This window comes from Paraburkholderia sp. BR10872, from assembly GCF_040965835.1.
Lineage (GTDB): Bacteria > Pseudomonadota > Gammaproteobacteria > Burkholderiales > Burkholderiaceae > Paraburkholderia > Paraburkholderia nodosa_A.
Genome location: NZ_JBFRCN010000001.1, coordinates 339,545 through 350,929 on the forward strand (window position 1 = coordinate 339,545; position 11,385 = coordinate 350,929).

At 65.5% G+C, this 11,385-nt stretch carries 13 protein-coding genes; 1 reads left to right on the forward strand and 12 read right to left on the reverse strand.

Translation table 11 applies throughout. The features are described 5' to 3' along the window. Nucleotides 1-134: 134 nt before the first annotated feature. Nucleotides 135-1,109 carry a hypothetical protein gene (locus AB4Y43_RS01885; protein ID WP_368726892.1) on the forward strand — a complete coding sequence of 325 codons (975 nt, stop codon included), beginning with the start codon at nucleotides 135-137 and terminating at the stop codon, nucleotides 1,107-1,109. Between the two features lie 183 nt (nucleotides 1,110-1,292). Here the strand turns inward: AB4Y43_RS01885 and AB4Y43_RS01890 are convergent, their stop codons facing one another. From AB4Y43_RS01890 to AB4Y43_RS01945, 12 genes are all read right to left on the reverse strand, one after another. Continuing rightward, nucleotides 1,293-1,724, reverse strand: a complete 432-nt coding sequence (locus tag AB4Y43_RS01890) for a cache domain-containing protein (protein WP_368602143.1) — start codon at nucleotides 1,722-1,724, stop codon at nucleotides 1,293-1,295. 71 nt (nucleotides 1,725-1,795) lie between these two features. Then, complete coding sequence (locus tag AB4Y43_RS01895) at nucleotides 1,796-2,212, reverse strand: PaaI family thioesterase (RefSeq protein WP_069266736.1); 417 nt, start codon at nucleotides 2,210-2,212, stop codon at nucleotides 1,796-1,798. Nucleotides 2,213-2,269: 57 nt separating this feature from the next. Then, nucleotides 2,270-3,046 carry an enoyl-CoA hydratase/isomerase family protein gene (locus AB4Y43_RS01900; protein WP_069266737.1) on the reverse strand — a complete coding sequence of 259 codons (777 nt, stop codon included), beginning with the start codon at nucleotides 3,044-3,046 and terminating at the stop codon, nucleotides 2,270-2,272. An 8-nt stretch (nucleotides 3,047-3,054) separates the two neighbouring features. Next, on the reverse strand, nucleotides 3,055-3,717 hold the full coding sequence (locus AB4Y43_RS01905) for a 4-carboxy-4-hydroxy-2-oxoadipate aldolase/oxaloacetate decarboxylase (protein ID WP_368684485.1): 663 nt from the start codon (nucleotides 3,715-3,717) through the stop codon (nucleotides 3,055-3,057). Next, nucleotides 3,714-4,382, reverse strand: a complete 669-nt coding sequence (locus AB4Y43_RS01910; RefSeq protein ID WP_342947225.1) for an RraA family protein — start codon at nucleotides 4,380-4,382, stop codon at nucleotides 3,714-3,716. The genes AB4Y43_RS01905 and AB4Y43_RS01910 overlap by 4 nt, the downstream gene beginning before the upstream one ends. 36 nt (nucleotides 4,383-4,418) lie before the next feature. Beyond that, the gene (locus AB4Y43_RS01915; protein WP_368726893.1) at nucleotides 4,419-5,072 is read right to left on the reverse strand and encodes an RraA family protein; all 654 of its coding nucleotides are present in this window, start codon (nucleotides 5,070-5,072) and stop codon (nucleotides 4,419-4,421) included. 40 nt (nucleotides 5,073-5,112) lie between these two features. Continuing rightward, a complete protein-coding gene (locus tag AB4Y43_RS01920; protein WP_368726894.1) occupies nucleotides 5,113-6,111 on the reverse strand; it encodes a protocatechuate 3,4-dioxygenase in 999 nt (332 codons plus the stop codon). A gap of 43 nt (nucleotides 6,112-6,154) precedes the next feature. Further along, entirely contained in the window at nucleotides 6,155-7,393 is a 1,239-nt protein-coding gene (locus AB4Y43_RS01925; RefSeq protein ID WP_368726895.1) for a CaiB/BaiF CoA transferase family protein, read from the reverse strand. A gap of 13 nt (nucleotides 7,394-7,406) precedes the next feature. Beyond that, entirely contained in the window at nucleotides 7,407-7,850 is a 444-nt protein-coding gene (locus AB4Y43_RS01930; RefSeq protein WP_342947221.1) for a Zn-ribbon domain-containing OB-fold protein, read from the reverse strand. Between the two features lie 2 nt (nucleotides 7,851-7,852). Next, nucleotides 7,853-9,016 carry a thiolase domain-containing protein gene (locus AB4Y43_RS01935; protein ID WP_368726896.1) on the reverse strand — a complete coding sequence of 388 codons (1,164 nt, stop codon included), beginning with the start codon at nucleotides 9,014-9,016 and terminating at the stop codon, nucleotides 7,853-7,855. Then, nucleotides 9,013-10,158 (reverse strand): acyl-CoA dehydrogenase family protein, encoded by a 1,146-nt coding sequence (locus tag AB4Y43_RS01940; protein WP_368726897.1) that lies wholly within the window; start codon nucleotides 10,156-10,158, stop codon nucleotides 9,013-9,015. The genes AB4Y43_RS01935 and AB4Y43_RS01940 overlap by 4 nt, the downstream gene beginning before the upstream one ends. Nucleotides 10,159-10,176: 18 nt before the next feature. Continuing rightward, on the reverse strand, nucleotides 10,177-11,370 hold the full coding sequence (locus AB4Y43_RS01945; RefSeq protein ID WP_368684481.1) for an acyl-CoA dehydrogenase family protein: 1,194 nt from the start codon (nucleotides 11,368-11,370) through the stop codon (nucleotides 10,177-10,179). Nucleotides 11,371-11,385 lie beyond the last annotated feature (15 nt).

Below are 11,385 nucleotides of genomic sequence, written 5' to 3' on the forward strand. Positions count from 1 at the left end.
CTGTCCGTATCCGCCAAACTGGCGGAATCCGCCGATTGATCTCCGCGGCGAAGTGGCCCATATTCAAGTGAGTGCGTACATCAGGCACCGGTTTTGCGGCAATTCGTCAATCGAAGCGAAAGCGCGCTCCTCCCATGCTCAACACCCCTGGTCACGACGACTCCGATCCGTCGGAATGCCCCTACTGTGGGACCAGGTTCAATGCGCCGCTTGCACTCTGCCCCCAATGCGGAGCGAATCAACAGGCCGCTGCCGCGCGCATCGCAGGCGCTGACGAAGGCTTGCCGGACGAACGCGCGCACGGGGTAGCCGAGCGCGTGCGTGCAAACCTGGCCCTTGGCGCCAATCGGCCCTACGACGGCGAGTACCCTTCGATCGACGAGGAACACGTCGCCGAGCGTAAGCGGTTGCCGCGCTATGCCTGGGCGGGTCTCGGCGCGCTCGCGATCGCGCTCACCGGCTACGCGTTCCTGCATCGCGGCGAATGGGAGCCGAAGCTCGGCGTACAGGTGGTCCAGGGGGCCGTGAGCGGGTCGAAGGGCACGCGGGGCACTCACGGCAGCAGCCGCAGTGTCGCCGCAGTGACTAATCGGCCACCCGCCGTCCTGCCGCATGCGAACGCGGCGCAGCGCCGCGTCGCCCAGCGGAATACGCCGGCGGTCTCGCATCCGCTCGCCGCGCCGCGCTATGCGAGTGCGCATCCCGAGGTCGCGAGCAATCTGGCCAGCGCGCGTCTGAGTCTCGACAAGAACAACCTCTGGCCCGCACGCAGGGCGCTCACGAGTGCGCTAGCCGTCGAGCCCGGCAACCCTGAAGCGCAGCAGATGCAGGCCGAACTCGTCACGCGCGAGCAGCAGCGCGACGCGTTGATCGGCGAGGCGCGGCAATGCGAGCACGAGCGCCAATGGGCTTGTGTGCGGCAAGACGCGGGGCATGCGGTGGAAGTAGACGCATCGAGCCGCGAAGCGAGGCACCTGCTCACGCTCGCCGGCACCGAGCACCAGCCGGCCGCCGGCAAGCGCAATCGCCGTACATGGCCAGGGGAAAGCCAGTATGCGCAGGCAGGCGACAGCCGCTCTCGCCAGGAGCCCCTCTTCTGGCATCACTGATCCGCCCCGCAGGCAGTGACATCGGTTCAGTCGCGAACACATCGGCCGCCACCCGGATGGCTACAGTCATGCTGCCTATCCTTGTGCAGGCAGCACGAAGCGCGCAATCGCCTCGCGCAAGCTCGCGGCCTGATCGCGCAACGAGTGCGCAGCAGCCGCGGCTTCTTCGACCAGTGCTGCGTTCTAGCGGCCAACATAGTCGGCAAAGCCACCACCTGGCTGGTTGCCCGCGGCCACGAGCTTCGGGAACAGCGGCTGACCGGCCCCGTCCATCATGCGGCTCACGTCCTTGCCGGTCATTTGCTGCAGGAACGGGTTCATCACGATCACGAGATGCGAGTCGATGACCGCGAAATAGCCGTCCTTGCCGTAGCGCAGCCCCGCTAGCGCGGCGAGCGCCTGCTTGCGTGCGTCGGAGTCGCTGAGCACACCTTGCTGTGCGAGGCGGTGGTAGTGCTTGACGAGCGTTTCGGCCTGCTGCACGAGCGATTTCAACTGATCACGCCGGTCGTCCAGCATGGTCGAGCGCATTTGCCATGCACCAAAGCCGCCGATCAATACGAGGCCGATCCACAGCACGGCGATCATCGACAGGAGCTTGCGATTCAACGTCATGTTTGTATTTTTTTATAAGGATAACGAATCAGACTCAACAAAGCGCCACCTTGCCCCGCGCGCGGCGGCACTTACCGTGCGACGATCATGCACACTGCCGTTGCCGTGGCGATGAGCTTGTCTTCCTGCCAGAGTTCGCCGTGCACGTTGCATACGCCGCGCCCTCTGCGCACGAGGTTTGCGCGGCCGGTCAGCTTCCCGGGCCTTGCGGCCCTCAGGAATGAAGTGTTCAGGCTGAGCGTCGCGCAGTGCTCGCCTTCGGCGAGCGTGGAGGTAACCAGCGTTGCCGTCACGTCGTCGAGCATGGCACACAGCATGCCGCCCTGCACTTGCCCCGCCGGGTTGCGAAACGACAGGGCGCCCTCGTACTCGGCCTCGAGCGCATTGTCGCTCAGCGAGAGAAACGTGGCGCCCAGCGTGGTCGTGATCGGCGGTGCGCCGTTCACGCCGTACAGACGCGCGAGAGCCGGGTTATCTTCGATTTCCATGAATGCCGTCCTTTTCGTATAGCTTCGCGGGGGTGCTCGTGTTTTGCCGCTCGCGGCTCACTCGCCGCGAAATACCGGCTTTCGTTTCTCCTTCCAGGCGAGCGAACCTTCGCATAGATCGCGCGAGGCATCCGCTTCTTTCACGTCGCGCTGGAATTCGTCTTCGTCGAGCGTGCCACTCGCGATCCGATTCAGGTGCTTTTTCATACCCAGCAGAGCGAGCGGCGCCATTGCCGCCAGTTCGCCGCTCAGGCGCTCGACTTCGTCGAATAACATTGCACGCGCAACGACTGTGTCGAGAAAACCGCAAGCCCGCATCTGTCCGGCATCGAGGGTCGTGGCGCACAACAGCAGCTTCTTCGCCACGTTCAGTCCGAGCCGCGACACGTAGCGCCGCAAACCACCGCGATAGAACAGCAGGCCGAGCCGGGCCGCAGGCACGAACATCTGGCTGCTTTCGACGCCGACGCGGAAGTCACACGCGAGCGCCAGATCGGTCGCACCGCCATAAACGCCGCCGTTGATCGCGGCGATCGTCACAGGCCGCGCTTCTTCGAGTTCGTTGGCGAGCGCCTCGAAACTCGCCCCCGCGTTCTCGTCGGCAACGCTGCCAATGTCGAACCCGGCGCAAAAGTGCTTGCCTTCGGCGCACAGCCGCAGCACGAGCACCTCGCGTTGCGCGTTCACTTCGCGAATGAAACCGCGCAATGTGGCGAGGTCTTCGAATTCGAGGCGGTTCGCCATCTCGGGGCGGCGCAGCGTGATGGTCGCGATCTTCCCGGCGACGGTGAGTTCCGGCGCCTGACCTGCTGAATGAGCGGGTTTCGAGGTCATCGTCAGCCTCAGTGGAAGTTGTAGATCTGCATGGTAGTTTCGCCTCCCTCGATGCGCTTGCAGATCGCGGCTTCGTCGGCTTCGCGCTGCACGCCCTTCTCCACCACTTCTGCCGCGCGGGCACGCGGAACGGCCACCACACCGTCGCGGTCGCCGACGATCAGGTCGCCCGCACAAACCGTGACGTTTCCGATCATCACCGGCTCGTTGATCCAGCCGATCGCGCCAAAGTCCTTGCCCGTGCCGCGAATGGACAGCCCGCGCGAGAACACCGGGAAGCCGATCGACTCCAGCAGGTCGGCGTCGCGCACCGCGCCGTCAATCACGAGCCCCGCAAGACCGCGCACCTTCGCGGCTGTCGTCATCACCTCGCCCCAGTAGCCGTGTTCGTACACGCCGTTCGTGTAGACCACCAGCACGTCGCCCGGCTGAGCAAGCAGAATGGCGCGGTGCAGCCAGAGGTTGTCGCCGCCCGGCGAATGCACGGTGACTGCCGTGCCGCAGATCCTGAAGCCAGGCGCGACAGGCTTGATCGCAGCGGGCAGCGCGCCGATCTTGCCGCCGGCTTCGTGCAGCGTGGCTGCGGGCACCTGGCGGGCCGCGTCGACCACGCGTGCCTCGACGCGTTCGATTGAAGTGCGGATAGTGGTTGCCGAATCGTGTTCTTTCATACCTTTTGCTCCCGCGTTTGCAACTGGTGGTACTTGAACTGCTTGCGCGCTTCGTCCAGACGCATACCGCCGCGGCACGCCTCTCGAATCGCTTCCTCGGCATGATGGATCGCCTCCGCGGCATCGAGGACAGCGTCTTCGTGCTCGCGCGGAATCGCGAGCACGCCATCGGCGTCGCCGCGCAGGATGTCACCGGGCTGCACGCGCGCCTCGCCCATGTTGACGGGAATATTGGTCGCCTCGACCTGCACGCGGTCCTTGCCGGTGCGCATCCAGTGATCGCGGCTGAACACCGGATAACCGAGCTTCAGGCACAGCGAAACGTCGCGGCAGATGCCGTTGATCACAGTGCCCGCAATGCCACGGCGATGCGCGATCTCGGTGAGAATGTCGCCCCACACGGTCGCATCTTCGCGTCCGCCGTTATCGAGCACGATGACCGCGCCTTCCGGGACGTCGTCGATATAGTCGCCCACCGTGCCCGGCGGGTTGGCGGCGGGACCGTACTTGAGCGTCCAGGCGCGTCCCGCGAGGCGGAAGTCCGTGCTGCGCGCCTTGATCTTGTAGCACTGGCCGTTGATGCCGAGCTTGTCGAGCGCGTCGGAGAGCGTGGCGGTGTCGAGCTTGCCGGCGCGCTCCACGTTGCGGTTGTCGTTCGTCGTCATGGTTCTGGATCGCTTGCGTGAATTGTGAATATGCGCTCAGGCGAGCATGTGTTCGTAGTTGCCGCCCATGACCCTGCCGACTGGGACGCCTGCAAGAATCGCTTTTGCCATCGCGGCCTCCTTCGCCACAATCGTCTCCGCGGTGTCCAGCACGAGGCCGATATCGGCAGCGCGAATGAAGATCACGGCGCTGTTGTCGGCCACGACGTAGTCGCCTGCCTCCACCTGCACCTCGCCGATCTGAACCGGCACATTGGTGCCCTTTTCGACCACGCGGCCGCGTGCCGTGCGCGCCGTGGTGGCGTGGCTGAACACGGGCAATTCGTAGCCGATGGCCTCGTCGATATCGCGCACGGGCCCGTCGACCACGACGCCGGCGACCTGGCGCACCTTCGCGGCGAGCGAGAGCAGGCCGCCCCAGCAGCCGGCTTCCACGCCGCTGCGCTGCTCGACCACGATCACGTTGTCGGCGTCGGCCTGTTCGATTGCGGTACATCCGAGGTGCACGGGCGGTCCGGGCGGCGCGTCACCGGTGCCGAGCTTGACGGTGATCGCGCGGCCCGCAATGCGGCCCTGGCCCGAGCGCTGCGGCAACCCGCTCACCACGCCGGGCAGTTTGAGTTTGTCGAGCGCGTCCGAGACGGCGCAGCAGTCGAGCCGCCGCAGGCGCTGTACATTTTGGTCAGCCATGTTCTAGTCTTCCGTGAAGGTCTTGCGCAAGTGAAGCGGATCAGTCCAGCGTGCGCCACGCGGCGAAGCAAAGACCCGTGCCGGTGAGCGCGGGGCTGCGATAGCCCGGCGTGTACGAAACCCATTCGAGGTCGAGCGACTTGGCCGCCTCGACCGCGATGATCCAGTTGCGGATTTCCGAACTGCCCGCCTGTAGCTGCTTCGGATCGAGCGCGGCAAGCCACGCGCTGTCCTTGCGGTGGATCGCTTCGATAATGCCGTTGTCGAGCGCCTCGTCCACCACGAAGTGCGAGAGGCCGCCCGACGCGAGCACGCCCACCCTCAGGTCTTCGGGGTATGCCTCGATCAGCTCGCGCAGCGCGGCGCCAAGCTGAATGCAGCGGCGCGGCGTGGGCTGGTTCGGCGGATCGAAGGTATTGACGATCACCGGAATGACAGGCAAGTCGAGGCCCTGCAGATAGCGGCGGTGAATGAACGAGAACGCGTGGCCCTCGTACTGGCCGCGCTCCAGACCGTCCATCGCCGCCATGTCGAAGTCGCGCTCGCAGAGTTCACGAATCATCCAGCGTGCCATCTCCGACTTGACGGGATAGTGCACGTCGGCATCCGGCTCCTGGCGCATGGTGCGGGCGCGGGCGTACCAACTGTCGTTCGGGCTCGTCTCGCGCTTTGCGTTGCGGATGGTCTCGCCATAGTAGATGGCGAATGCCGGGTTATTCGTGGTACGAAACAACTCGGTCTGATCGTCACCCACCACGATCAGCACATCGAGCCGGGCTGCGCGAATACGCTCACGCAATTCATCCATCGCCGCTTCCGACCGGTCGTAGCGCTCGCCCATGCGCTCGGGCGTGACCATCGCCTCGGCGTCGGCCGGTACGCGTTCCAGCAGGTCGCCGTACGTAACGTGATTGCCCGCCTTGTCGTAGTAATGCGGATTCTTCGGGTCCACCGCGCGAAAGCCGTGCTGCCAGTCTTCGCGCTGCGACACCAGCATGATGCTGTGCGACGAGCCGAATGCCGCTACCAAACGTGCCATTTCGTCTCCTTCTCCTGTGCGTTATTGCTTTGCCGGCGCGCGCTCAGACCACGAATGCCGCGCGCCATTGTTCGATCTGTTCGTCCGCGTAACCGAGTTCGCGCAAGATGGCCTGCGTATGCTCGCCCTGCTCAGGCGCAAGCCGCGGCGACGCTTCGCGCGGATAGCGCGAGAGCCGGAACGGCTGGCCCACGAAGGCGACCTCGCCTTTGCCCGGCAACTCGACCGGCCACGCCATGCCGAGATGCTTGACCTGCGGGTCCTCGAACACCTCGTCGATGCGGTGAATCGGGCCGCAAGGCACGCCCGATTTAATCAGCACTGCAGTCCATTCTTTCGTCGTCCGAGTCTTGAAGACTTCGCCCACAGCGCGGTTCACGGCGTCGCGGTTGGCCACGCGCGCCGGATCGGAATCGAAGCCCGCGGCGCGCGCCAGATGTTCGAGGCCGAGCGCCTCGCACAACCGTGTCCACATCGTCTGGCCGATGGCAGCGAGATTCAGGTAACCGTCCTTCGTTTCGAACACGCCGGTCGGCACCGTGAGCGGATGCTCGTTGCCTACCTGCTGCGGCACCTTTTTGTCCACGAGCCACTGTGCGGCCTGAAAATCGAGCATTGCGAGCTGTGCCTCCAGCAGCGAGGTTTGCACCCACTGGCCTTCGCCCGACGCGTCACGCTCCAGTAGCGCGGTGAGAATCGCCATCGCGCAGAAGTGGCCCGCGCACAGGTCCGCGATTGGGATGCCCACGCGCATCGGGCCTTCGCCCGGCTTGCCCGTCACGCTCATGAGGCCGCCCATGCCCTGCGCGATCGAATCGAAACCCGGCCAGTTCGCATAGGGACCGTCCTGGCCGAAGCCCGAGATGCTCGCGTAGACGAGGCGCGGATTGATCGCCCGCAGCGCGTCCGGGCCAATGCCGAGGCGGTCCTTCACGTCGGGGCGGAAGTTTTCGATGAACACGTCGGCGCGGCGTACCAGCTCGCGGAGAATCCCGCGGCCCGCGGGGTCCTTCATGTTCAGCGTGAGGCTTTCCTTGTTGCGATGCAGGTTTTCATAATCGGCGCGATTGTGGTCGCGGCCGCCGATCATGTCGTCGCCACCTGGCGCTCCGGGCGGGATTTCGAGCTTGATTACGCGTGCGCCCATGTCCGCGAAAAGACGCATGGCGGTCGGGCCCGCTCGCACCCGCGAGGCGTCGATGATCGTGAAGCGTGACAGCGCGCCTTTACGGGCGGTGGCCGCACCCTGGTCGTGCTGGGTGTCCTTGTTTTCTGCGCTCATGGGCGTTTTTTCCTTAGGCCGGAGTGAACATCGGAACCGGATAGCCGCCATCGCTCGGCTCGAACACGACCTGCACGCGCTGGCCGATGGCGAGCGTGGCCGGGTCGCAGTCGACGATATTGCTGAGCATCTGCACGCCTTCGTCGAGCGTCACATAGGCCAGCGTGTAGCGCGCCTCTTCCTTGCCCATCGTGCTGCACGAGTAGATCGCGCCTTTGCCCGTCGACTCGACCCACTCCGTGTTCGCGCTCAGGCAATGCGGGCAGATGTCGCGCGGGTAGTAGTGCGTCTCGCCGCAGTCGGCGCAGCGCTTGACGAGCAGGCGCCCATCCTTCGCCGCTTCCCAGAAAGGCATCGCCTCGGGCAACACGCGCGGAGGCGAAATGCGGCGCCGGCCGGTGGCCGCGGCGGCCTTGGCCGACTTTTCGGCAACGGGGTTCTGATTAGTCGTACTCATCGTTAAGCCCGTTCCAAAATGAGCGTTGCGGCCGTATGACGCGAAGCCAGTGCGCCGCCGATTCCGTTCGCCAGTGCGATATCGCAGTTCGGCACCTGCACGGCGGGGTGCGCTTCGCCGCGCAACTGGCGCACGGCCTCGATCACCTTCGTGACACCGCCCCGGTTCGCGGGGTGGTTGTTGCACAAGCCACCGCCGTCGGTATTGAAAGGCAGCTTGCCCACGCCCGAAATCAGGCCGCCGTCCTGCACGAACCTGCCGCCCTCGCCCTTCTTGCAGAAGCCGAGGTCTTCGAGCTGCATGAGCACGGTGATCGTGAAGCTGTCGTAGAGCGACGCATACTTGATATCGGCGGGCGTCAAACCTGCTTCGGCGAACGCTGCCGCGCCTGACCACTTCGCCGCCGACCACGTGAGGTCGATCTTGCCGCCGCCAGCGTGCTTGGGCGCTTCGCCCGTACCGCGCACCTTCACGAGCGGGCGCTTCAACTGCTTCGCGATCTCGGGACGCGCCACGATGAGCGCGCCGCCGCCATCGCTCATCACGCAGCAGTCCAGACGATGCAGCGGGTCAGCGACCATCGGCGAGTTCACGACGTCTTCGACGGTCACGACGTTGCGCAGCATCGCGTTGGGGTTGTGCTGCGCGTGGTGGGACGCCGCGACCTTGATCCACGCGAGTTGCTCGCTTGTGGTGCCGTACTCGTACATATGGCGCTTCGCGACCATGCCGTACAGATTCTGTGTGGCCGGGCCGAACGGCAGCTCGAACTGCACTTCGGGCGCGTCCGGGTCCGGCGCCTTGAGCGAAAGCGCTGCGCCCGCCGCACGTGGGCGACCCGCAAGCGTGATCAGCGCGATATTGCAGCGGCCGGCCGCAATCGCTTGCGCCGCGTGCGCGACGTGCAGGATCGGCGCGGACCCGCCGCATTCGGTCGAATCGACGTGGCGCAGCTTCAGGCCGAGGTATTCGGCCATGGTCGTCGTGCCGAGGCCGGGCGCATCCCCCGCGCAGAAGTAGCCGTCGATGTCGTCTTTCGTCAGGCCCGCGTCTTCCAGCGCGCCCTTCGCGACGTCGGCGTGCAGGCGCGCGACGGAAAGGTCGTCCGCTTTGCGCGTGGGGTGCTCATAGGCGCCGACGATACAGGCTTGTCCGTTCAGAGTCATTCGGATTCCTTATCGAGTCGTTGCACCGTAAAGCGGTTCAGATGCCAGGTGGCGTCACCGTAGGTCATGTTGATCGCGAACATGCGCTTTGCGTAGTGGCCCGCGCGGCACTCTTGCGTCATGCCCATCGCGCCATGCAGCTGAATCGCCCATTCGCCCGCGTTCTTGCACACATCGCCGATAAAGGCCTTGACGGCGGAAACAAAGCGGCCACGGCGCGCCGGGTCGTTTTCATCGACGGCCATGGCCGCCGCGCACGCCATCGACTTGCCCTGTTCGAGCGCGATCAGCATGTCGGCCACGCGGTGTTGCAGCGCCTGAAACTTCGCCAACGGCGCACCGAATTGCGAGCGCGTATTCAGGTGCTCGGCGGTCAGTTCGAGCAGCGCTTCCAGCGCGCCGACCGACTCTGCGCACAGCGCCGCGTTCGCGCGGTCGAGCGCGGCTTCGATGAGCGCGTGCGCTTCGCCGGCCTCGCCGATCAGGTCGGCTTTGGTCACGATCACGTTGGCGAAGCTCACGTGGGCCGCTTCGCGTGCGTCGATCGTCGCAAAGCGGCGCAGCGTGATGCCTTGCGCTTTGGCGTCGACGAGGAAAAGCGAGAGGCCATGCATGTCGCCGCGCTCGCCCGAGGTGCGCACGGCTACCACGAATGCGTCGGCGATCGCGCCGTCGAACACGAGTGTCTTGGTGCCGTCGATGCGCCAGCCGTCGCCCGTTTCCTTCGCGCGCACCGCGATGCGCGCAAGCTCGTAGCGCGCATCGGCTTCGCCCACCGCGAGCGCAAGCACCTTCTCGCCGCACGCGGCCGCTTCGAGCCATTGCGAGCGCTGCTGCGCGCTGCCCGCCGCGCTGATCAGCGCAGCCGCCGGCAAGCCGCTCGACAGCCAGCCTGCACCGCCCAACGCGCGGCCGAGTTGCTGCGCGACGAGCATCGTTTCCACCGCGCCGTAGCCGCTGCCGCCCTGTCCGGCGTCGATGATGAGGCCCGTGATGCCGAGTTCGGCGAAGCCCTGGCGGCGGTGTGCCGCAAGCGCCGCGTCTTCGGTGTCGCCGCGCCGGTGCGCGGGAAACTCGCCGTCGCAGAAGCGGCGTACCGCGTCTTGCAGCGCGACGTGATCTTCAGTCAGAGAAAAGTCCATGTTTATTCGTGTCCCGCTTCAGGCATTGAAGAACGCGCGGCTGATCAGGTTGCGCTGCACTTCGTTCGTGCCGCCGTAGATCGACAGCTTGCGTGCATCGAAGTAGTTGGCCGCGACGGCAACGGTCTCTTCCGGGCTCGGCGGCTCGTGGCCCGCCTGGTCGAGCAGCGCGGCTTCGTCGAACGGAATGCCGTCGGGCCCTGCGACTTCCGCGAGCAGCGCGTAGATCGCCTGGCGCAGCTCGGTGCCGCGCACCTTGAGCATTGACGCCTCTACCGCCGGCACGGGGCTCTGCTGGTTTGCGCTCAGCATGCGCAGGCCCGTGAATTCGAGCGCCATCAACTCGATTTCGAAGCGGCTCACGCGCGCCTCGAATAGCGGATCGCCGGCGAGGCCCTGCTGCTTGCCAAGCTGCTTGACGCGCGCGAGCTGCTGCTTGCAGGAGCCGATGCCCGCAATGCCGGTGCGTTCGTGGCCGAGCAGATACTTGCCGTACGACCAGCCCTTGTTGATCTCGCCGACGAGGTTCTCGACCGGCACGCGCACGTTGTCGAGATAGACCTCGTTGAGGTCGGTGCCGCCTTCGAGCATGCGAATGGGGCGCAGCTCCACGCCCGGCGACTTCATGTCGATCAGCAGGAACGAAATGCCTTCCTGCGGCTTGGCGGTCGGGTCGGTGCGCACCAGCGCGAACATCATCTCGCACCAGTGCGCGTACGAAGTCCAGACCTTGTGGCCATTCACGACGAAGTGATCGCCGTCGCTGTCTCTGGTAAGCACGGCGGTGGTGCGCACGCTGGCGAGGTCGGAGCCCGCACCCGGCTCCGAGAAGCCCTGCGCCCACCACGTTTCGCTGCGGCGGATTGCGGGCAGGTAGCGCTCTTTCTGCTCGGGCGTTCCGAACGCATTGAGCACAGGGCCCAGCATGTTGATGCCGCTCGCGATGATGCGCGGCGCGCCGCCAACGAGCGTTTCCTCGTCGAAGATATAGCGTTGCAGCGGCGTCCAGCCAGGGCCACCGGCCTCCTTCGGCCACGACGGCGTGATCCAGCCGCGCTCGTACAGATGCGTGTACCACTCGACATAATCGGCGCGCTCGATGCGCAGGCCCAGTTCGGCCTTGCGCTTGAGTGCGGGCGAAAGGTTCTTCTTGACGAACTCGCGCACCTCGGCGCGAAACGCCTCGTCCTCTGCGGAGAATTCCAGTCTCATTGATTCATTGTCCTT

Coding starts and splice junctions, on each gene's coding strand:
- AB4Y43_RS01885 (WP_368726892.1), top strand. CDS start 135: ATGCTCAACACCCCTGGTCACGACGACTCCGATCCGTCGGAATGCCCC.
- AB4Y43_RS01890 (WP_368602143.1), bottom strand. CDS start 1,724: ATGACGTTGAATCGCAAGCTCCTGTCGATGATCGCCGTGCTGTGGATC.
- AB4Y43_RS01895 (WP_069266736.1), bottom strand. CDS start 2,212: ATGGAAATCGAAGATAACCCGGCTCTCGCGCGTCTGTACGGCGTGAAC.
- AB4Y43_RS01900 (WP_069266737.1), bottom strand. CDS start 3,046: ATGACCTCGAAACCCGCTCATTCAGCAGGTCAGGCGCCGGAACTCACC.
- AB4Y43_RS01905 (WP_368684485.1), bottom strand. CDS start 3,717: ATGAAAGAACACGATTCGGCAACCACTATCCGCACTTCAATCGAACGC.
- AB4Y43_RS01910 (WP_342947225.1), bottom strand. CDS start 4,382: ATGACGACGAACGACAACCGCAACGTGGAGCGCGCCGGCAAGCTCGAC.
- AB4Y43_RS01915 (WP_368726893.1), bottom strand. CDS start 5,072: ATGGCTGACCAAAATGTACAGCGCCTGCGGCGGCTCGACTGCTGCGCC.
- AB4Y43_RS01920 (WP_368726894.1), bottom strand. CDS start 6,111: ATGGCACGTTTGGTAGCGGCATTCGGCTCGTCGCACAGCATCATGCTG.
- AB4Y43_RS01925 (WP_368726895.1), bottom strand. CDS start 7,393: ATGAGCGCAGAAAACAAGGACACCCAGCACGACCAGGGTGCGGCCACC.
- AB4Y43_RS01930 (WP_342947221.1), bottom strand. CDS start 7,850: ATGAGTACGACTAATCAGAACCCCGTTGCCGAAAAGTCGGCCAAGGCC.
- AB4Y43_RS01935 (WP_368726896.1), bottom strand. CDS start 9,016: ATGACTCTGAACGGACAAGCCTGTATCGTCGGCGCCTATGAGCACCCC.
- AB4Y43_RS01940 (WP_368726897.1), bottom strand. CDS start 10,158: ATGGACTTTTCTCTGACTGAAGATCACGTCGCGCTGCAAGACGCGGTA.
- AB4Y43_RS01945 (WP_368684481.1), bottom strand. CDS start 11,370: ATGAGACTGGAATTCTCCGCAGAGGACGAGGCGTTTCGCGCCGAGGTG.